Annotated in this window: 18 protein-coding genes; 10 read left to right on the top strand and 8 right to left on the bottom strand. The window is 34.7% G+C overall.

Annotated features, from left to right (window positions below; all coding sequences use genetic code 11):
• The 3 genes from AC0UMU_RS09780 (at position 1) to AC0UMU_RS09770 (ending at position 3717) form a co-directional block, all read left to right on the top strand.
• Complete coding sequence (locus AC0UMU_RS09780) at positions 1-1404, top strand: tetratricopeptide repeat protein (protein WP_278715576.1); 1404 nt, start codon at positions 1-3, stop codon at positions 1402-1404.
• A 12-nt stretch (positions 1405-1416) separates the two neighbouring features.
• Positions 1417-2325, top strand: coding sequence for a DUF368 domain-containing protein (locus AC0UMU_RS09775; protein ID WP_009317020.1), 909 nt, complete (start codon positions 1417-1419; stop codon positions 2323-2325).
• Positions 2326-2511: 186 nt separating this feature from the next.
• Entirely contained in the window at positions 2512-3717 is a 1206-nt protein-coding gene (locus AC0UMU_RS09770) for a class I SAM-dependent methyltransferase (RefSeq protein ID WP_278715579.1), read from the top strand.
• On the opposite strand, the gene smpB is transcribed toward AC0UMU_RS09770, so the two are convergent.
• Together smpB and AC0UMU_RS09760 are read right to left on the bottom strand one after the other, a co-directional pair.
• Positions 3707-4159 carry an SsrA-binding protein gene (gene smpB, locus AC0UMU_RS09765; RefSeq protein WP_278583447.1) on the bottom strand — a complete coding sequence of 151 codons (453 nt, stop codon included), beginning with the start codon at positions 4157-4159 and terminating at the stop codon, positions 3707-3709. The genes AC0UMU_RS09770 and smpB overlap by 11 nt on opposite strands.
• Before the next feature lie 12 nt (positions 4160-4171).
• A complete protein-coding gene (locus tag AC0UMU_RS09760) occupies positions 4172-4735 on the bottom strand; it encodes a YIP1 family protein (protein ID WP_009317017.1) in 564 nt (187 codons plus the stop codon).
• Positions 4736-4936: 201 nt separating this feature from the next.
• Between AC0UMU_RS09760 and AC0UMU_RS09755 the strand changes: the two genes are divergently transcribed.
• Positions 4937-6136 (top strand): pyridoxal phosphate-dependent aminotransferase, encoded by a 1200-nt coding sequence (locus AC0UMU_RS09755; protein ID WP_009317016.1) that lies wholly within the window; start codon positions 4937-4939, stop codon positions 6134-6136.
• On the top strand, positions 6133-7377 hold the full coding sequence (locus AC0UMU_RS09750) for an ABC transporter permease (RefSeq protein WP_278583451.1): 1245 nt from the start codon (positions 6133-6135) through the stop codon (positions 7375-7377). Before AC0UMU_RS09755 ends, AC0UMU_RS09750 begins: the two co-directional genes overlap by 4 nt.
• Positions 7378-7423: 46 nt before the next feature.
• On the opposite strand, the gene AC0UMU_RS09745 is transcribed toward AC0UMU_RS09750, so the two are convergent.
• The 4 genes from AC0UMU_RS09745 to AC0UMU_RS09730 all read right to left on the bottom strand — a co-directional run bounded on the left by AC0UMU_RS09745 (position 7424) and on the right by AC0UMU_RS09730 (position 11870).
• Complete coding sequence (locus tag AC0UMU_RS09745; protein ID WP_009317014.1) at positions 7424-8548, bottom strand: TlpA disulfide reductase family protein; 1125 nt, start codon at positions 8546-8548, stop codon at positions 7424-7426.
• Between the two features lie 102 nt (positions 8549-8650).
• Positions 8651-10534, bottom strand: coding sequence for a TonB-dependent receptor plug domain-containing protein (locus AC0UMU_RS09740; protein WP_278715585.1), 1884 nt, complete (start codon positions 10532-10534; stop codon positions 8651-8653).
• Between the two features lie 73 nt (positions 10535-10607).
• Positions 10608-11009: a nickel-responsive transcriptional regulator NikR gene (gene nikR / locus AC0UMU_RS09735; protein ID WP_022389623.1), complete on the bottom strand. Its 402-nt coding sequence runs from the start codon at positions 11007-11009 to the stop codon at positions 10608-10610.
• A gap of 366 nt (positions 11010-11375) precedes the next feature.
• Positions 11376-11870: a metallophosphoesterase family protein gene (locus AC0UMU_RS09730; protein WP_022389625.1), complete on the bottom strand. Its 495-nt coding sequence runs from the start codon at positions 11868-11870 to the stop codon at positions 11376-11378.
• A 191-nt stretch (positions 11871-12061) separates the two neighbouring features.
• Between AC0UMU_RS09730 and AC0UMU_RS09725 the strand changes: the two genes are divergently transcribed.
• On the top strand, positions 12062-13384 hold the full coding sequence (locus AC0UMU_RS09725; protein WP_009317009.1) for a PhoH family protein: 1323 nt from the start codon (positions 12062-12064) through the stop codon (positions 13382-13384).
• A gap of 110 nt (positions 13385-13494) precedes the next feature.
• Here the strand turns inward: AC0UMU_RS09725 and groL are convergent, their stop codons facing one another.
• Positions 13495-15129 carry a chaperonin GroEL gene (gene groL / locus AC0UMU_RS09720; protein ID WP_022389626.1) on the bottom strand — a complete coding sequence of 545 codons (1635 nt, stop codon included), beginning with the start codon at positions 15127-15129 and terminating at the stop codon, positions 13495-13497.
• Positions 15130-15160: 31 nt separating this feature from the next.
• Positions 15161-15430 carry a co-chaperone GroES gene (locus AC0UMU_RS09715; protein ID WP_009317007.1) on the bottom strand — a complete coding sequence of 90 codons (270 nt, stop codon included), beginning with the start codon at positions 15428-15430 and terminating at the stop codon, positions 15161-15163.
• A gap of 336 nt (positions 15431-15766) precedes the next feature.
• Between AC0UMU_RS09715 and AC0UMU_RS09710 the strand changes: the two genes are divergently transcribed.
• From AC0UMU_RS09710 to AC0UMU_RS09695, 4 genes are all read left to right on the top strand, one after another.
• A complete protein-coding gene (locus tag AC0UMU_RS09710; RefSeq protein WP_009317006.1) occupies positions 15767-19237 on the top strand; it encodes a PA14 domain-containing protein in 3471 nt (1156 codons plus the stop codon).
• A gap of 136 nt (positions 19238-19373) precedes the next feature.
• Entirely contained in the window at positions 19374-21272 is a 1899-nt protein-coding gene (locus AC0UMU_RS09705) for a RecQ family ATP-dependent DNA helicase (RefSeq protein WP_031258904.1), read from the top strand.
• A gap of 5 nt (positions 21273-21277) precedes the next feature.
• The gene (locus AC0UMU_RS09700; RefSeq protein ID WP_278715590.1) at positions 21278-21616 is read left to right on the top strand and encodes a CidA/LrgA family protein; all 339 of its coding nucleotides are present in this window, start codon (positions 21278-21280) and stop codon (positions 21614-21616) included.
• Positions 21617-21627: 11 nt separating this feature from the next.
• Entirely contained in the window at positions 21628-22323 is a 696-nt protein-coding gene (locus AC0UMU_RS09695) for an LrgB family protein (protein ID WP_009317003.1), read from the top strand.
• The last annotated feature ends 300 nt before the right edge of the window (positions 22324-22623 follow it).

The following is a 22623-nucleotide window of genomic DNA, read 5'->3' as shown; positions in this document are numbered from 1 at the left end:
ATGTCTGAAGATAAACGTCCTGAGTTATTGATCCGATATGAACAGATGGTAAAAGATCATGCGAACTACTATTTTGATGCAGATGATCTAGAAGAGATAGCATATCAGTATGAAATACGAGATCTTTATCAAAAAGCATTGGAAGTAATAGAGCGTGGTTTGTCCATGCATCCAGGAAGCATGAGTTTAGGAATTAAAAGAGCCAAATATCTTTTATGTCTTGATTGCGTAGAGGAAGCTGAAAAACAAATTTATTCTATACCTCACGACTCGGTAGATGCTGTTTTGATTTGTGCAGAATTGAGTTTTATTCAAGCAAATGGAGAACAAGCTATTTCATTGTTGAGCAGCTTGTTGTCCTCAGATGAAATGTCTGTCGATCTTTGCTTTGACATTATAGATATGTATTTAGATTTCGGATATATAGATGAACTGAAAGATTTTATTTTTGCGGCAGATAAAGTATTGGCAAATGGAAGTGAAGTGTTGAGAGAATTGGCTCTCATTTACGAAGATCGTCAAGAATATGACCTTGCATTATCTGTATATGATATTTTGCTTGATAGAGATCCTTATTCTTATGTCGATTGGTTTAACACGGCCAAAATACATGCCTTAAAAAAAGACTATGACAAAGCTGTTGATGCTTGTGATTTTGCCCTAACGGCCAAAGAAGGGGATGAAACCATTCTTTCCTTTAAAGGATATTGTCTATATGACAATGAAAATTACGCTCAGGCAATAGAAGTATTTAAAGAGTTATTAGATGTAATTGAAGACAAGTCTATGATTTATGAATTAATTGCAGAATGTTTTACTAAACTAGAAAAAAATGAAGATGCTATCCGATATTTGGATAAAGCATTATCATATACTCCTGATAATGCTAATTTATATTATCAACAGGCATCTAATTACTATGATTTAGGTGATATTTCTAACGCAATTCAACGCTTACGAAAAAGTATTGAACTAGAGCCTAAAGATGCTGATGCATTAGCTTTTCTCGGAGAAATATATGTCGAAATAAAAGAGTTTACAGAAGGTAAAAAATTTTTAGAACAATCTGCAAAATTGAATCCAGAAAATCAAGATGTACTTGTTCTTTTAGGAGATTTAGCCTCTCAAAATTCTGATTATAATACAGCAATATCGTATTATGAACAGGCTTTATCTACTGATATTTATAATGTAAAATTAACTTTTAAGCTGATTCTTGCTCATTTTAATTCAGGTGATCAAGAAAAGGCTGTAAATATGATCGGACAATTAGATGAAACAACATTACAAATCGATAACGTTGAAGATATATCTGAAGAAAACCGTAAAGAACTAGAACAAACTAAGGAAATAATCGATAAATTAAAAAAGATTCTAAAAGAAGGTTTAAACGAAGACTTATAACTTATAACAAAAATGAAAAGAAATATTAAAGATTATACGATACTGACTTTAAAAGGAATGGGAATGGGTGCTGCAGATGTCGTACCCGGAGTATCAGGGGGAACTATTGCTTTTATTGTGGGGATATACGAAGAATTGATTAATTCCATAAAAAGCGTTGATCTTAAAACTTTAAAACTTCTTTTTACATTTAAATTGAAAAGCTTTTGGAATAATATTAATGGAAACTTTTTACTTTCTGTAATATTAGGCATTCTCATAAGTGTTTTCTCTTTGGCTAAACTTATAACTTTTCTGTTAGATGACTATCCGGTATTAGTATGGGCTTTCTTTTTCGGTTTAGTTATTGCATCGACATATTTTGTTTCCAAAAGAATCCAAGTTTGGGATTGGAAACGTTGGTTCTCTTTTATTATAGGAGTAGGGATCGCGTACTATATAACAATCGCAACTCCATCTCAAACACCAGAAAATCTGTCATTCATATTTTTATGTGGAGCTATTGCTATATGTGCAATGATATTGCCCGGAATCTCAGGTAGTTTTATTCTATTATTATTAGGTAAATATGAGTTTATCATGAATGCCGTAAAATCATTAGATATTACAATTATCATTGTCTTTGCCTGTGGTGCAGCCATAGGATTAGTACTGTTTTCCAATGTTTTATCTTATTTGTTACGTAAATTTCATGATATAACAATTGCCACTTTGACAGGTTTTATGCTGGGATCGTTAAATAAAGTCTGGCCGTGGAAAAAGACATTAGAAACATTTGTAGATAGTCATGGCGCTATTAAACCTTTAGTCGAACAAAATATTTTACCGAATGTATATGTCTGGCAGGCAATAATTCTTATGATTGCAGGTTTTTTACTTGTTTATATTATCGAAAGAATGTCAGGAAGCACAAACTCTTAAATATAGATTTAAACGATCTAATAGTTTTTTTTATTTACCTAATAACTTTGGAATAATTCTTCAAGATCGTACAGAGGTAAAGTTAGCTTTTCTATTTAACATAATCATAATTATGTAACAATAGAAGATTTGTATCTAAAGCAATAAAAACGTATCTTTGATAAAAAATTTGTTGCTTAAAAATACATGGATATTGTAAATAATTTATTTGACTTTATAGAAAAGTACTCACAAGAAAATCCGATGAAGCTTCGATTAAAGAGATTTGAAAATCTGAATTTTAATCTCTCTTTTGCTATTGATCAAATAGAATCCAGACAAAAAATTAAAAGTAAATTACCTCTTTGGAATCAAAACAAGAAGTTATTATTTCCATCTGTTTTATCTGCCGAACAAGCATCATCTGAAATTACTGCCAAATATAAACAATGTATTATAGGATCGAAATATAAATCAATATGTGATTTGACTGGCGGATTAGGTATAGATTCCTATTATTTTGCCGCTTCAGCAGAAAAAGTTACTTATATAGAACGTTATCCATTATATTGTGATGTGGCAAAATATAACTTCGATGTATTGCAAAAAAACAATATCCGAGTAATTTGTTCAGATAGTCTAAAATTTATTCTCGAATGCAATGTAAAATTTGATGCGTTTTATATCGATCCGGCTAGACGTAATTCGGAAAACAAACGATTATATGATTTGCGAGACTGCGAACCCGACATAATAGAATTGCAGAGCATATTATTGAAAAAAGCTCCAGTAATTTTATTGAAGTCATCTCCTATGATTGATATTAGTCGAGCTATACAAGATCTGAAATTTGTTAAGGAGGTACATGTTATCTCTGTAAAAAATGAATGTAAAGAACTATTTTTTATCATCAACAACCATTTTTCAGAAGATGAGATCTCTATTAATTGTGTCAACTTGAGTCCTGTACAACAACCGGAAAATTACATTTTCACATTAGAAAATGAGAAAAATCTTCCTTTATTACAATCTGTAACTTCGATTCAGTCTTACTTATATGAACCTAATTCTTCTATTTTGAAAGCTGGGGCATTCAAATCGGTAGCTATTTCTTTTTCTATATCTAAAATACATAAAAACAGCCACTTATATACATCTAATAAGCTTATAACGGACTTTCCCGGTCGTATTTTTACTGTAAAGGAAGTTATACCTTTTTCGGGCAAAGTCTTAAAGGAACTTTCCATGCAATATCCTTCAGCTAACATTACAGTCCGAAATTTCCCAATAACAACAGAAGAATTACGAAAAAAGTCAAAAATAAAAGACGGAGGAAACATCTATATATTCGCTACAACGTTATATCCAGACAAAAAGATTTTTATTATTTGTGAGAAAATTATTAACGCTTAAATGCCCGATCTATTTGGCGTTTATCTTCCCTTTCCTTTATCGACTCTCGCTTATCATATACTTTTTTACCTTTCGCAACAGCAACAATGATTTTTGCCAGACCTTTATCACTAATGTATATTTTCGTAGGAATTACAGAAAAACCGGACTCCTTAGATAGACGTTGTATCTTTTGCAATTCTTTTTTTGTCAATAATAACTTTCTGTCCCTTCTCGCTTGATGATTGTTATAGGTTCCGTAAAAATATTCTGCAATATACATATTCTTAACCCATAACTCTCCGTTATTGAAAAAACAAAACGTATCTACCAAACTGGCTTTTCCAAGACGAATCGATTTTATTTCTGTTCCGGTAAGAACTATTCCTGCTTGATATGTGTCAAGCAACTCATAATCAAAAGATGCTCTTTTATTTTTTATATTGACCTGTGGTAACTTCATATTTTTACACATTTAATTTCCTAATCCCGGCATTAAAATGAACATAAAACGTTCAATGATATCCGGAGAAAATATAAGAATCAATGATGATAAAACGACAAATATCAGACGCTTATTTTCATTGATATCCATATAGTATTTAGATCCCTCCCATATAACATAGATGATGTATAAAGGAGCAAATCGTAAAAAAGAAAACATTCCCATAAATAAATTGAGAAAAATCGTTATCAACATATATACACTTAAAGTGTAACCGACAAATAACTGTACTTGTTTGGGATTCTTTTCTCTATCAAAAAATTTTTGTAGCAATTCATCTATTAAAAAAGATGCAATATAAAATCCTACAAAAAATTTGACAAAATCAATTGTCATCAGTTTTAATGCTTTCTCCAATGTAAACTGATCATTGAGCAAATTCACAAAAACCGAAAGAGCCGTTATTCCCATAATCGGATACAAATATCCGTTTAAAAACGTTGCCTGACTTTCTTCTTTTGAAGATATGCTCTGCCATGCCTTACCAGGGGCAGCAACCAAAGCGAACAAACTGGATACGATATTCTTAAACATTATTCTTCCTCTTCGTTAAGTGGACACAAAAATAATAATAATGCCAATACTTATTGCTGAATTGTTTGAAAGATTTATTGTGAAACGTCAATTTGCCGCATTATCCTTCGCTTTTGTTTGCTTAATAACACAAAGAATAATAAATTTGTAGCGAGAATAAAACGATAAGTTATAGAATATACGAGATTATACTACTAAAGTATGCCGAAAATATCTAACCGCGGTGAAATAATGCCCGCTTCCCCAATTCGAAAATTAGTCCCGTTAGCAAATAAAGCTAAACAAAAAGGAATAAAAGTATATCACTTGAACATAGGACAACCAGATTTACCGACTCCGGAAATAGGACTGGATGCTGCCCGGCATTTAGATCGCAAAATTTTAGAATATAGCCCAAGCGAAGGAATTCTAAGTTTTCGTGAGAAACTTGTCGAATACTACGCCAAATTTAATATTCAGGTAAATGCTGATGATATTATCATTACTACGGGAGGTTCAGAAGCAGTCTTGTTTTCTTTTTTAGCATGCCTTGATCCGGGAGATGAAATAATCGTTCCCGAACCCGCATATGCAAATTATATGGCGTTTGCAATTTCAGCAGGGGCAACAATTAAGACACTCCCCTCTTCTATCAATGAAGGTTTTGCATTACCTGCAATAGATAAATTTGAAGCCTTGATTACAGAACGAACCCGTGGAATACTGATTTGCAATCCTAATAATCCGACAGGTTACCTATATACCCAAAAAGAGATGAACCAAATAAGGGATTTGGTAAAAAAATATGATTTGTTTCTCTTTTCTGACGAAGTATATAGAGAGTTTTGTTATACCGGAGCTCCTTACATTTCGGCTTTTCATTTAAAAGGAATAGAAGATCATGTTGTATTAATTGACTCTGTATCAAAACGATATAGTGAATGTGGAATTCGTATTGGAGCTTTGATAACAAAACATAAAGAGTTGAAAAAAAATGTGATGAAATTTTGTCAGGCACGTTTAAGTCCGCCTCTTATCGGACAATTAATTGCCGAAGCATCTCTCGGTGCACCATCAGACTATTTGCTGGATACATATAATGAATATGTAGAACGTCGTAAATTCCTCATAGACGGAATTAATCGTATTCCCGGTTGTTATTCACCGATTCCCATGGGTGCATTTTACACAATGGCAAAGCTACCGGTCGATGATGCGGATAAATTTTGTGCTTGGTGTCTTGAACATTTCGAGTATGAAGGGCAAACCGTATTTATGGCTCCCGGATCTGGATTTTATACGACTCCGGGATTAGGTAAAAATGAGGTTCGGTTAGCATATGTCCTAAAAAAAGAAGATTTAGCGAATGCTTTGATTGTATTAAGTAAAGCATTGGAATCTTATCCCGGTAGAACTATATGAACTTAGAGCTATTTATAGCAAAAAAAATACATTTCAATAAAGACGGAAGAAAAAAAGTTTCTCCTCCAGCTATTCGTATCGCAACCTTAGGAGTAGCTTTAGGATTAGCTATAATGATTATATCCGTAGCTATTGTTGTCGGATTTAAGCATGAGGTCAGCGGTAAAGTAATAGGGTTCAGTTCACATATCCAAATCAGCGGTTTCTCAAACAATTCATCTTTTGAAACATTGCCCATCGGAGTTTCCGATAGTTTACAAGCCGCATTAAAACAAAATCCTGAAATTTTATACATTGAAAATTTCGCAACTAAGCCGGGTATATTGAAGACCGATAATGAATTTTTAGGAATAGCTCTTAAGGGTGTAGATAAAAATTATGATTGGTCTTTTTTTGAAAAGAATCTTTTGGCAGGTGTTCCTCCTCACCTCTCCGATTCGGCTATTTCAAATGAAATATTAATATCTCATTATATTGCAAACAGACTACATTTAGAAGCCGGAGATCAAATACTTTGTTATTTTATAGATGACAATATCAGAGCTAGAAAATTTGAGATTACAGGAATATATCAGACCAATTTTACCGAATACGATAAGCTCTTTATTATCGGAGATGTTCGTCATGTTCAAAAACTTAATAGATGGGGAACTGACCAATTTAGTGGTATTGAAGTGAAATTACGAGATTTTTCAAAATTGGACGAAGTAACAGAAAATCTCTATTTCGATTTAATGAATTGTACAGACCGATATGGAGAACATTATTTTGTTCGTTCTGTCCGAGAATTGAATCCACAGTTATTTAATTGGCTGGATTTGTTGGATATGAATGTATGGGTAATTCTTATTTTGATGGCCGTTGTTGCCGGTTTTACGATGATTTCGGGCTTATTAATTATTATTTTGGAACGGACCAACATGATTGGCATATTAAAAGCCTTAGGGGCAACCAACTACTCTATTCGCAAAATCTTTATTTATATTTCGATCTTCTTAGTCGGAAAAGGTATGATATGGGGTAATATAATAGGAATACTATTATGCCTGCTACAAGCCCATTTTAAACTTATCAAATTAGATCCTGATGTGTATTATATTCCGGCAGTTCCTATCGAATTGAATTTCGGGTATATACTCATCTTGAATATCAGTTGTCTGGTGATTTCTTTATTAATGCTTATCGGACCTTCTTATTTGGTCTCTCTCATACGACCGGCAAAATCGATTAAATTCGAATAAGATAATCTGCTTGAATTTGCTTAAAGAATTATTTGTGAGGCTTTTGTCAATCAAATAATTCTTTCAATTTCTCTTTTAAGCAATTAGTATCTGTTTCTTTTGCTGCAATACTTCCATCTGGATTTAATAGGAGGATATAAGGTATTTTATTAATTTCATAAGCTTTGACGGCATCACTCTCCCATCCTTTAAAATCCGATAAATGTGGACAAGTTAAATTATATCGTTCTATATTTTCTATCCAAGATAAAGAATCCGTATCTAAAGATACACTAATAATGTCAATACCCTTGTATTTATATTTTTTGTGTATCTCTATTAAATTTTTCATTTCTATTCGGCTTGAAGGAGATATAGATGCCCAAAAACCTACAATCAAAAATTTTCCTCGTCCAGCATATTCAGATAAAGATTTTCTTCTTCCTTGAATATCCTGAGAATCAAAATCTTTGAACATTTTCCCTACAGATATATTATTCAATCGTCTGATTCTTTCGGAAATAAGTCTTATATCCGGTTGATTTTTAAATGTAGATCCGGCTTTTTGCAAAATAATTTCAATATCCTTGTCCGCTAATCTATTTCGATTTAAATTAAAAATATAAGCACCTAATATATTATTCAGATTCTGTCCTATAACCTTCTTAATAAACTCCAGATTTGCTTTTTCCTCAGAATTATACTCTTCGTATATTTGCTTCTCGGTCTCTTTATTTATCGTACTGTCAGCTATCATCTTTTTATATCGAGCTTCTATACGAGTAAGCTGCTTTTCATACTTATCCATAGACTTTTGAAATGAAAAAAGAGAATCATTCAATACCGTTCCTGTTGCTTTAGAATCTGATTTTGTAATTTGAACATTTATTGTTCCGTTTTCTAATATAAACGTTACTGGTACATATTCCGGTAACAAGTGATCTTCCCTAAAACGTAAATAACAAACTGTCGGAACATCTTGAACGCCCTTTAAACAGAACTTATTCACCTCGACTAAGGTACTATCTATATTCGTAAGCTCATCTCCGTCCACTTTAGAAAGATATATAGTCTTTCCATTAAATCGAGAATTATAAACTTCACCGTTCAATTCATAAGAGCTCGGAATATTACTACTGCATCCACATAAAATAAGACCAATGCCAATTATAGATAATATAATTCTGTACATTATTCAGAGATTCATTTAAACGTACAAAAATAATCAATTAATTAAAAATGGCATGATAATAAATTCTTATCATGCCATCGATATTGAGTTCCGGTAAAAAATTTAAAATTTAAAATCAAATCCTCCCATTGCTATAGCACCCGGCATCGGATATCCTTCATTAATGGTATATTTCGTATTTGTCAAATTTTCCCCTTTTACAAACAACGTAATATTCTGTTTTTTATTTCCTATTTTATAGGCAATACGTCCATTCAGAAGAGTATAATCTTCGCTCTTCATTAAATTACTGACATATAAACCGAATATCGACTGCATATTTAATGTTATACTTAAATTTTTCCACGTATATAAGCCTTCTAAAAACCATTTATGTTTAGGAGCAGCAACAATTTCCTTATTGGTATGTAAAAAGCTATAATTTGTAGAAAAGCGTAAATTTCGTAAAACCTGAATATCTGCGTCCAATTCAATACCCTTATTATAAAACTTTCCGACATTCTCAAGCTGTCCCGACTGTGGATCAACTTGAATCATATTTTTACCATCGATATAAAATGCCGTTACTTCTGCATGTATCCGATTGTTCCAAAAATATTGTCCGATAGACACCTCGTAATTCAACATGCTCTCTGGATTCAAATCCGCATTCGCTTTATTTCCAGGTCCGAATGTAATATAAAGTTCTCGCATATTAGGACTACGAAACCCTTTCGAAAAAGAAGCTTTAATAGAATTTCCCCAAAAAGGTCTCCATGTAAATCCTGCTTGCGGCACCCACTCACTGCCGTATGTACTGTTATGTTCATAACGGACTCCTGCATTTAGAGTGAACTGATTCCAAAATTCTTGTTGCATTATCGCATATCCGGCCAATTCATGTACACTTTTATCCGCAATAATGTCTTTTCTTTCTCCTGAAAAAAAGGCATTCCACGCATTTCCACCCCAATTCTTGTAATCGACCCCTAATGTAAATTGATTGTTCGGAATAATAAAAAATGATTCATACGCCTGTACACCGTAATTGAAGTCCGTTGAACGAAACAAATAATCTTTTGCTACTTCATCGGCTTCATGTCCATCATTGATCTTATGATTTCCCCAACTATAAAAAGCCCTTATTGCTCCGGAATATTTCTGATACTTATTTTCAACTCCCACAGATGCGATTCCACGCCATATATGCATCCAACCATCTAATAATGGATCGGTATCCTTTCCGGGATTCCTTAAATCGTAATATGCGGCACTAATATCTCCGACAACACTATAATGAGAAGAAATATCATAACCGATTTTTACAAATCCGTTCGTAATATTAAATTTCGAATTATCACGATGTCCGTCCGTACGATCATGATTCAGGGAAATAAAACTATTAAATTTTCCCGACCTCACGCCATTATTGATCATGTATTTCTGGGTATTATAAGAGCCGTACATCGCTCTCGCATGGGTAGTGACTCCCTCTTCATGTTGACTTCGGGTGATTATATTCACAACCCCTCCCATTGCATTAGATCCATATAGAAGCGATCCCGGCCCACGTATCACCTCTACTTTATCTACATCAGATGCAACATAAGTGTCAGGAAGACTATGTCCATAAATTCCTGCCCATTGAGGTTGCCCGTCGAATAGCATAAGCACCTTGTTACCACTTCCTACACCTCTTATATTTACTGTTCCAGCAGACCCGGTAGATACCCCGAAGCCGGTAATTCCCCGCTGAGTAACAAATAGTCCGGGTACTCTTTGAGATAAAACCGGAAGTAAAGCAGATTCACTACTGCGCTCAATCTCTTGACGAGTGACTACAGAAATAGACAAAGGTGTATTATTTTTATTCACTCTCGTTTTTGTCGCGGTGACAACAACTTCTTGTATATCCAATGTATCTTTTAACGATGATCCTGCATGAGCAGAAAAAACGATACAAAATAAAAATACAACTGAATAAATGTGTTGAATAACTTTTCTCATTTTTATCCTTTTTAGTTTTATTACTTAAGTGACACGTTTTTCTATTATCGTGTTACTATAAATTCAAAAAAAATTAATCTGCTCTACTCATCACAAGCTTTCCATGCTTTATGCCTTTTATTGCAATCAGTCTGTCCGAAAGTTCTGTCAACTTATAAGCTTCTCCGGTTACCGTCGCAATATGAAGGCAAAAATTGCTATTGAGGTAATATTGAGAAGATGATAAAATAACCTGCTGATACGCTTGCTGTATTTCCTCAATTCTTACGGAAATATCTTTCTTACTCTGATCATACATGATAATGATTGTTCCGGCTACGACATGATTACATAGCCATTTAGTCTCTGCAATATTTTTTTCAACCAAAAATCTGATTGCCTGAGATCTATTTGTAAAACCGTTATTAACGACAAATAAATCAAGAGACTCTAATAAACTTTCATCCAAAGAAACTCCGAAACGTTTTAATCCCATATCATTCTCCGTTATTTAGGCAAAAATACACTCATTTATTGAATTTAAAACATAAAACAGCTTTATAATAAAAAGTGTTCACATAAATTAGAAAAACTTTTTTACTGTTTTTGTTCCTAAAGTATGCATATAAAGGGAAACGGTATTGACAAAACATTCGATAAATATAGCAAAGAAATAGACTTTATTCTAAAAACCGGTGAAAATACAATCATACAAAACAATGTAAATATGCAAACCGTTGCTCTATCGTTTATTAATATACGAGAGATCTTGCAAAAAATTTATAATCAAATTTTTCCGGGAATAAAAAAAGAATTTACTTATCGTATAGATTTTATGCGTTTGACATGTACGAAAAATAAATTATTTTTCTCCTAATTCTATTACCTCCAAATCTTTAAATATTTTATCATCAATTGTGAAACGCACCAATGTCCTTTTTTTATGGAAACCATATTTACCGGCAGCTCCCGGATTTATATGTAAAAGCTTTAAAGTTTTATCATATAAAACCTTTAGTATGTGAGAATGTCCAGATATAAATAAATCCGGAGGATTTCTATAAATTTCGGGGATAACTTCTCTGTCATATTTACCGGGATATCCCCCAATATGAGTCATCCATATATCTGCACCTTCTACGGTAAAACGAAGATGTTTCGAATATATAGCCCGTATATCTTGTCCGTCAATATTACCGTAAACCGCACGGAATGGCTTAAATGATTGAAACTTATCGACAATTTCCATAGACCCTATATCTCCGGCATGCCATATCTCATCACATTCCGAAAAATATTTAATATATCTCTCATCCCAATAAGCATGTGTATCAGACAATAATCCTATTCTTTTCATATTTTCCGATATAATTCGGTACAAACATACATAAACTTTTCCTTATTTCACATTTTCTGTTCTAAAAGCAGATTTCACAATAATGTTAAGCTATTTTAATCTAAAAGAGAAGTCTTTTTCTAAATGAATAATTATATTTGAAAAAGACAAAATGTCTTTATTTAAAATATTAACTATTAAAACATGCTATTATGAGTGCCAAAAAGAATTTTGTGTTAGATACGAATGTTATTCTGCACGACTACAAATGCTTGTTTAATTTTCAAGATAATGACATTTTCATTCCCATAGTTGTTTTAGAAGAATTAGACAAATTCAAAAAAGGGAACGACCAAATTAACTTCAATGCTCGGGAATTTGTCCGAGAACTGGACGAAATTACAGATAACCATTTGTTTACAGAAGGTGCATTATTAGGCCCTGATTTAGGACGATTATCCATCGTTGTCAATAGTACATATCCTGAAAAAGTAAAATCGGTATTTCCGGAAAAGAAACCCGACCATCTTATTTTAGCGGCAACATTGATAGTAAGAGAAAATCATCCTGACAGAAAAACGATTCTGGTAACTAAAGACATAAATTTACGGATGAAAGCCCGAGCTATAGGTATCGAAACTGAAGACTATATCAATGATAAAGTCAAAAATATTGATATTTTCGAATCAGAACATCGGGTATTAGACAATGTCTCTCCAGAAATTATCGATGCCATTTATAAATCTAAAGACGGCATTCCGGCCACAGAAATATCGAATGATCCGTTTAAATCCAACGAATGTTTTGTTTTGGAAAGTGGGACTTCTTCTGTTCTTGCCCGCTATGTTTCCGAAACCGATAAAGTCCGGAAAGTAATTAAAGAAAAGAATTTCGGCATAGAGCCGCGCAATGCAGAACAGACCTTTGCTTTTGATTTGTTAAATGATCCTGAAGTCAAACTCCTTGCTTTAACAGGGAAAGCCGGAACTGGGAAAACACTATTAGCTTTAGCCGGAGCTTTACGACAAAACAAATTATATAAACAGATTTTATTAGCTCGTCCTATCGTGGCTTTGGCTAATAAAGATTTGGGATACTTGCCTGGAGATGAAAAGCAAAAGATAGCCCCTTATATGCAACCTCTATTCGATAATTTAAATGTCATTAAACACCAATTTTCTCTTGAAAGCAGCGATTACAGAATTTTACAAGATATGCAGGAAAAAGGAACATTGGTTATCGAAGCTTTGGCTTATATCCGAGGCCGAAGCCTTTCCGAGACATTTTGTATTATCGACGAAGCTCAAAATTTAACTCCTCATGAAATAAAAACCATTATAACTCGAGCCGGAGAAGGGACAAAAATGGTGTTTACCGGAGATATACAACAGATCGATTCACCTTATTTAGACTCTCAGTCTAACGGATTAGTTTATATGATAGATAAGATGCAAGGACAAGCTTTATTCGGTCATGTAAACTTAATTAAAGGAGAAAGAAGCCGTCTCTCTGAATTGGCTAGTAATTTACTTTAATTATTCCCATTCTTTCAAATTTAAACAGACACTCTTATAAATAATAAAGACAGGCCGAAAAATTTACTTTTCGGCCTGTCTTTATTTAGATATTATATTCTAAGCAAGAATTACATCATGCCTCCCATTCCGCCCATTCCCGGAGCAGGCATAGGTGCAGGATTTTCCTCCTTCTTATCAGCAATAACACATTCTGTAGTTAAGAACATTCCAGCAATCGATGCGGCATTCTCAAGGGCTACACGTGTAACCTTAGCCGGGTCAATAACACCAGCAGCAAAGAAGTTTTCATATGTGTTCGTACGAGCATTATATCCGAAATCACCCTTACCGTCTTTTACTTTCTGAACTACGACAGCTCCTTCTACACCGGCATTATCGACGATCTGACGAAGCGGTTCTTCAATTGCCCGCTTAACAATCTCTATACCTGTAGTTTCATCATCATTATCGCCCTTCATACCTTCAAGAGAAGGAATTGCACGAATATAAGCAACTCCACCACCGGGAACGATACCTTCAGCAATTGCAGCACGAGTGGCACTTAAAGCATCATCGACACGGTCTTTCTTCTCTTTCATTTCAACCTCAGAAGCTGCACCGATATACAAAACAGCAACACCACCTGCAAGCTTTGCCAAACGTTCTTGCAGTTTTTCCCGATCATAATCCGAAGTAGTCTTTTCGATCTGAGCTTTAATCTGAGCTACCCGAGAAGCAATAGCATCTTTATTTCCCAAACCGTTTACAATAGTAGTGTTTTCTTTGTCAACTGTTACTTTTTCTGCACGACCTAACATATCGATTGTCGCACCATCCAGTTTTAAGCCTTTTTCTTCAGATATAACAACTCCACCAGTCAGTACGGCAATATCTTCAAGCATTTCTTTACGACGGTCTCCAAATCCCGGAGCTTTAACAGCACAGATCTTCAAAGAACCACGTAAACGGTTTACAACTAAAGTTGCAAGAGCTTCACTATCAACATCTTCAGCAATAATCAATAAAGGACGTCCCGATTGTGCAGTCGCTTCCAAAATAGGCAACATTTCTTTTAAAGAAGAAATTTTCTTATCGAAAATCAGGATATAAGGATTTTCCATTTCACACTCCATTTTTTCTGTATTCGTTACAAAATATGGAGAAATATATCCACGATCAAACTGCATACCTTCTACGATTTCTACCGTAGTATCGGTACCCTTAGCCTCTTCAACCGTAATTACACCTTCTTTTTTTACTTTCTTCATCGCTTCTGCAATCAACTGACCGATTTCACTGTCATTATTAGCAGAAATACGAGCTACCGATTCTATCTTTTCGAAATCATCACCCACTTCCTCTGATTGAGATTTAATACTTTCTACAACTTTAGCAACAGCTTTATCTATTCCTCGTTTCAAATCCATGGGATTAGCTCCTGCTGTTACATTTTTCAAACCTACATTAACAATAGATTGTGCTAAAACTGTTGCAGTAGTAGTACCGTCACCTGCATCGTCTCCGGTTTTTGATGCTACTTCTTTCACCAACTGAGCTCCCATATTTTGAAATGAATCTTCCAATTCAATTTCTTTAGCTACTGATACACCGTCTTTAGTAATGTGGGGAGCACCGAATTTTTTTTCAATAATCACATTACGACCCTTCGGGCCTAAAGTTACTTTTACCGCATTTGCCAAAGCGTCAACACCCTTTTTCAATTCATCGCGGGCATCGATATTGAATTTAATTTCTTTTGCCATGATTTAATTTCTTAAAATGAAACAATTTTAATTAGAGAATAGCTAAAATGTCAGATTGACGCATAATGAGGAATTTGTCATTATCCAGTTCGATCTCCGTACCGGCATACTTGCCATATAGGACACAATCACCCGGTTTAACAACCATTTCTTCATCTTTAGTACCGTTACCGACAGCGATAACTTCGCCTTTCAAGGGTTTTTCTTTCGCTGAATCAGGAATAATAATACCACCCACGGTTTTTTCTTCTGCAGGCGCTGGTTTAATCAAAACTCTGTCTGCTAAAGGTCTAATGTTCATTGTTATTATATTTTAGTTGTTAATAATTATCTTTCCGCTCCCCATTCATTGCTTGAGAAGCAATAATCTTATAGCTAATTTTATGCCAAATATATTTTTTACTAAAAATCTGCCAAAAAGACAGCGACTATAATTAACTTAAAAATAATACTGACAGCTTTTACACTTCTCGACTCTGGATATTAATAACATTTTTGTCAGTAAACAGTTCATATTACCGAATAATATAATTTTTAATAGGATATTATGCGCCTTTTAATACATATCTCGATAAAATATTAATAGGAGAAACCTTATTTTGTAACATAGAAACTTTATCTAAAAATCAGAATAAACATGAAAAAAATTCATTTATTGAGCTATTTACTCCTGCTCAATACTCTTTTAGGGATTGCATCCACAAGAAATCAATCCCGTGTTATTATTCCTCTATCCGGATCGGAATGGTATTTATGGCGTGACACGAAAGCTGAATGGAAAAATGACAAACTTTATCTTCCAAGCGAAGTGGCGAGATTATCAACATTATCGGTAAATTCTCCTGCCGGCTGGAATAATGACCGGTTATATCTGCCGACAGAAGTGTCAGATCTATCCAAACTGCCGGTTAATCCGCCCACCGGAGGCTGGGAATCATTAAATGCAAACACCGCAAAAAAAGTAAGTGTGCCGGGGACTGTCGAAGAATACATGACCGTATCGGACTGGCCTCAGCCTACAGATTTTTCCGGTGTCAGCTGGTGGTTTAGAACTCTAAATATCCCTAAAGATCTGAAAGACGCGACATTTATTTTAGAGTTCGGAGCTGTAAGAATGAGAGCAGAAGTCTATCTTGACGGACAACTCGTAGCATATGATATTGTTGGAGAAACTCCATTCGAAGCAAATGTGACTAAAGCTATACGTCCGGGAGAAAAGCAACTTCTTGCTGTCCGTGTTACCAATCCCGGAGGAAATTTTCACTGGCAAGATTTCGACGTCATGAATTGGGGAAAATATTTGATCCCACCGGGACGCGGTTTTGGAGGCATACTTGGAGATGTGAACTTGAAAGCATTAAATCCGGTATATATATCTGACATTTACATGCAAAATACACCGCAAAAGACAAAAGTAAATGCAATTATCTCTATACGAAATCTGACAGATAGAAAATTAAAGCAAAATATCAATCTCGATATTGTTGAAAAAAATAATCCATCGATAAAAATATTTTCAAAGCAAATAAAAAATCACCAAATTCCTCAAGGAGATAGCCGGGTAACAATAGAAGTAGATGCTCCGAATGCAAAAATTTGGGATATAGAATCTCCCAATTTATATGTGAGCAAAGTATCTCTTTCCAATAAAGATAATGATGAACGAACTTTCGGTTTTCGATGGTTCGCACCAGAAAATATTGGAGAAGAAGCTACATTAAAATTGAACGGCCGTCGTATTATGCTGAGAAGTGCTATTTCTTGGGGATATTGGCCAGTAACGGGATTAATCGCAACTCCAGAAATGGCCGAGAAACAAATAACTACAGCAAAACAGTTAGGTCTCAATATGCTGAACTTTCATAGAAACATAGGAACTCCCGTTGTATTGGACAAAGCTGACGAAATGGGACTGTTATATTATGAAGAACCCGGCTCTTTTCATTCGGGCACTCATGATCCTTTTATCCGGACTATTTTACGTGAAAAAGTATTCCGTATGATTAAACGGGACAGAAGTCATCCCAGTCTGATTATTTATAATATGATTAATGAATTCGGTGGTCGTTTATCCAAAGATAAAGAATTGGTAGCAAAACGATTCGAGGATATGCGGGATGCACATGCCATCGATCCGAGTCGAACAATTACATTCACCTCTGGATGGGCTAACAAAAAAGATGCTTTAGAAGATTCAAAAGCCCACTTCCGTCCGTTTGATACAAAACTATACATGAACGGCTGGTTTGATAACCATAGGGCCGGAGGTCCGGAAACTTGGAGAGAAGATTTTTATAAATCACCGACTGACAATCTTATGTACACCAATAATAACACCGAAATATATATGCGTGGAGAAGAAGCTGCAATTTCTACACCTCCTCGTATCAAAGAAATAGACGATTATCTCTCCAAAACCGGGAAAACCGGATGGGACGGAAAATTTTGGCAAAAACAATATAAAGAGTTTTGTAAATTTTTCGCAGATAAAAATTTAGAGCCATATTTCAAAACTGTCGATATGCTCACCGAAAAAATGGGAGACATATCATTCGAACACCAAGGTCGTAGAATTCAAGGCATGAGAATGCAGAACTTAGGAGACTGCTATGTAATTAACGGGTGGGAATCCATGCCCTATGACAACCATTCCGGAGTAGTGGATCTTTATAGGAATGCAAAAGGAGACTCTAAAATTTTGGCATATTATAACCAGCCGCTTTATGTGGCAATTAGCCCGAGAAAACAAATTATCCATACTCCGAATCCTGTTCCAGTAGATTTTTATATCGTCAATGAAAAAAATCTGAAAGGAAAACATATTTTATCTATCAATGTAAAAGACCCGAATGGTAAAAATATATATCAAGAAAATAAGAATGTTCAGCTTTCTGGAGGAGAAGTGTTCGGAGAATTACTAATCGAAAATATGCTACTTCCTTTAAACAATCAATCCGGAATGTTTTCAATAGAAGCGAATTTATACAATCTGAATAAAGAAAAACAGGCTTCGGGGAAAGACCAAGTATTAGGAGTAAATTGGGATTCCCAAAAATTATCGGGCACTGGGGCTATTTATAAAAATGACACAAAAAATACGTTTGTAAGTTTTTATAAACAAGAAACCGGAAATATACTTACCGATTTTTCTGAAAATGCAGGCAAATTGGACTGGGTTGTCATTACACGTCCTCCATTAGATGCCCCACAAAAAATACAACCCGAAGCATACATAACCAATGATGATAAACCGGGAATTGTTGCAACCTTCTTTAAAGACGACGATTTAAGAGAAGCCGCAGGAACTCGTACAGACACGCACATTGATTTCCAATTCGCAGACGGTGCGCAACCAGATGCTTCTGTATCAGCAAATCAACCGTTTTCTGCAATATGGAAAGGAAAACTCATGCCTTCTGTTTCCGGACAATATCTTATAGCGGTCAATACAGATGGGGGCTTACGCCTTTCTATTAATGGACAACGGGTAATTGATGAGTGGGGTAACAAAAAAATGTACACTTACCAACGACCTGTTACTCTTGAAGCAGGAAAAGCCATAAATATCCAAGTAGAATACCGACAACAAAAACAAACCGGAACAATTCAATTGCAATGGTCTACACCTGGAAATGCGACTCTTGATCCTAAATCATTAATAGATCGTTGCAAAAATGACGGCACCACCCTTATTTTATTAGAATCAGCAGAAACATGGATGGATGTCATCTCTAAATACACAAATCTTAAAAATAAAGGTAATTTTGCAATGGGAAGAAATTGGGTCGGTGGAGTTCATTTCGTAAAAGCACATCCCCTATTTAAAGATCTGCCTGGCAATGTCGGTATGAGCTGGCCTTATCAAGCATTAGTTCATGACGGAGATCATAGGTTAGGGCTAAAACTTGAAGGGGAAGAATTGGTTGCAGGAGTATATAGAAGTCATGGCTTTAATCTTGGAACAGCCGTAGGAATTATCCCTTGCGGTAAAGGTAAAATAATCTTCTCCACATTAGATATTATGCCGAATCTAAACCTGACCTCTGGATCTTCTGATGTAGCTAAAAAATTGATATACAATTTTATTGAATATTCTCAAACTCGATAATATAACATATAAAATTGAAATTTTTCAACCGGCTTTGATAATATATATTCGAAGCCGGTTTTATTATACACAAAATAATCGTCAAAAAGAAAAATATGCCATTACAATTTGTAATTTTGCAACCTCGAACATAGGTATGGGACAAAACATCTACGAAATATTAAAACGATATTGGGGATATGATACATTCAGACCTTTACAAGAAGATATTATCAATTCCGTACTGACAGGAAATGATACCTTGGGCTTGATGCCGACAGGAGGAGGGAAATCCTTAACATTTCAAGTTCCTGTCCTAGCTATGGATGGAATTTGTTTAGTTATAACACCTCTGATCGCATTAATGAAAGATCAGGTGGATAATCTTAGAGCCAGAGATATTAAAGCGGCTTATCTATATTCCGGATTAACTCGTCACGAAACGATCGTTACATTAGAAAATTGCATATTCGGTAAATATAAGTTTTTATACATTTCTCCGGAACGTCTTTCAAACGATCTTTTCCTATCCAAAGTAAAAGCAATGAAAGTCTCTCTATTAGTGGTGGATGAAGCCCATTGCATCTCCCAATGGGGGTATGATTTCAGACCTTCATATATAAAAATTGCCGACATAAGGACTTTATTCCCCGATGTTCCCGTATTAGCCTTGACTGCAACTGCAACTCCCCAAGTCGTAGAAGATATACAAGAAAAACTCCATTTCAAAAAAGGAAAAGTCTTTCAAAAAAGTTTTTTCCGCCCTAATCTTTCTTATGTAGTACGCTACGGAGAAAATAAAATTCAACAATTAATACATATTCTCAATCGTGTTCCGGGAAGTGCCATAATCTATGTCCGCAGCAGACAAAAAACAAAAGAGATTGCGGAAGAATTAAGAAGATTCAAAATCAGTGCGGATTTTTATCATGCAGGTTTAAAATCAGAAGATAAAAACCGTAAGCAACAATCCTGGAAAGAAGATCATTGTCGGGTAATTGTCGCCACAAATGCTTTTGGAATGGGCATAGATAAACCGGATGTACGACTCGTTATTCATTTGGATTTACCTAACTCTCCGGAAGAGTACTATCAAGAAGCCGGACGCGCAGGAAGAGATGGGCTCCAGGCATATGCTGTTATTTTATATGCAAATGCCGATAAGGTAAAATTAGAAAAGAGAATCCGTGATATGTTTCCCGAACGAGAATTTATATCTCGTGTATATGAAGCATTAGGAAACTTTTTGCAAGTAGCAGTCGGATCGGGAATGAATTCTGTTTTTGATTTCAATTTAAACACATTCTGCAAAACGTTTAAATTTCCCATATTACCGACATTTAACGCACTAAAAATATTAGAACAAGCTCAATATATAGAGTTTACGGAAGAAGTAGAATCTCTGTCGAGAGTAATGATAACCGTACAACGTGATGAATTGTACAAATTGCAAACGGACGATTATGAAAAAGAAGAATTATTACAATGTTTACTTCGTTCCTATACAGGTTTATTCGCCGATTACGTTTTTATTCAGGAAGATCTCTTGTCAAGACGAAGCGGGCTCTCCCCTCAAGAGGTATACGAAAACTTAATCTATTTTTCAAAACAGCATATTTTACACTACATACCGCAAAAAAGGACACCTTTTATTATATATACCACACCTCGAGAGGATCTGAAATATTTATCAATACCCCGAAATGTTTATGAAGAACGCAAAGAACGTTTTTCTCATCGCATTCATAGTATGTTGGAATATGTACTTCACGATAAAAAATGCAGAACACAAATATTATTAAACTATTTTGGCGAGACATTTAACAGAGAATGCGGATTATGCGATATTTGTTTGCAACAAAAATCCGGAGAATTAACTTCTGGAGATTTCTCCCGAATAGAAAAAGAAATCTACAAACTATTGCAAGCTGATAAATGTAGTCTCGACACAATTATAGCACGTATTCCTTTTTCACAGGAAAAAATAGTAGAAACATTACGTTTCTTATGTGATGAACAATTTGTTCAAGTTAAAGACGGACTTTATTATATATAAAAATTATGGTTAAAGGTGCATCTATTATTATGTTATTCTATTTTTTAGGAGAATGCTTAAGTTTTTTAATTAATGGAATTGTCCCGGGCAGTGTTTGCGGAATGGTTCTGTTATTTTTGTCTCTTTTACTGAAATTCGTAAAACCTCGAGATGTAAGAAGTGTATCGAACGCATTGACACAGAATATGGCACTTTTTTTTGTTCCTGCAGGAGTCGGTCTTATGGCATCTTTCGATCTCATTTCTCGCTATTGGGCAGCATTATTAATCGTATCTGTCGTAACGACAGCTGTTATTATCGCTGTTGTCGGATATATGCAAGATAAATTAGAAAAAAAGCTATAAACTGTATTTATATGAACGAAATATTATCTTCTACCCCATTTTTGTTATTTCTCGTATTAGCAAGTTATTTATCAGGAACATATATTTATACCAAAAGTAAAATTGCGCTGCTCCATCCCATTATTATCAGTATAGCGATTATTATTGGAGTATTAAAATGGGCAGGAATCGATTACGAGACTTTTTCCAAAGGCAGTTACATGATACATTTCATGTTAGGACCTTCTGTCGTAGCATTGGGTTATGTTTTATACGAACAAATCGGATATTTAAAAGGAAAAGTTCTATCCATCACTTCTTCTATTATTGTCGGAAGTTTAGTAGGGATCGTAAGCGTAATTTGGATTTGCAAACTAATGGGAGTAGAACATAGTGTCATTGTCTCATTAGAGCCTAAATCCGTTACTACCCCCATAGCATTAAGCCTTTCTGCAAAAAGTGGAGGAATTCCGTCATTAACAGCTATTACTGTCGTTATATGCGGTATATTAGGTGGAATTATCGGGCCGTTTATTCTTCGTAAATTACATATAAAAAGCCGGGTTGCCAAAGGTCTTGCTCTTGGCGCGGCTGCGCACGGTTTAGGTACAGCTAAGGCAATAGAACTCGGTGCTGTAGAAGGGGCTATTAGCGGACTCGCAATAGGATTGATGGGAATTATGACTTCTTTGTTGATTCCATTGGTCGAAAATCTGTTTTATAAATAAGAGCTAGCCCAAAGGAGGGTGTGTCAAAACTCAATTTTTGAAGATATGAACTTATAATTTGAAATTTGAGTGCCCTCAAAAGGCTAAAAACGGGTCGTATCATTACTCAATACAGAGCTTGATACGACCCGTTTTAAATGTCATAGTTAGGAACATTCAGTAAATAGTATAAAATTAGCCAACTAATTCATACACAAAGTATTGCGAATTAGTTGGCTTTTTTGTATCTTTAGGTATTCCCCCGAAAATAAGGTTTGACGGCCAAAACGGGGGAAATACTCCGACTAAGATATGGCTAAG

This window comes from Coprobacter fastidiosus, from assembly GCF_982245605.1.
Note: the sequence above shows the minus strand (reverse complement) of the source record. Positions and strands in the feature narration are given on the sequence as shown.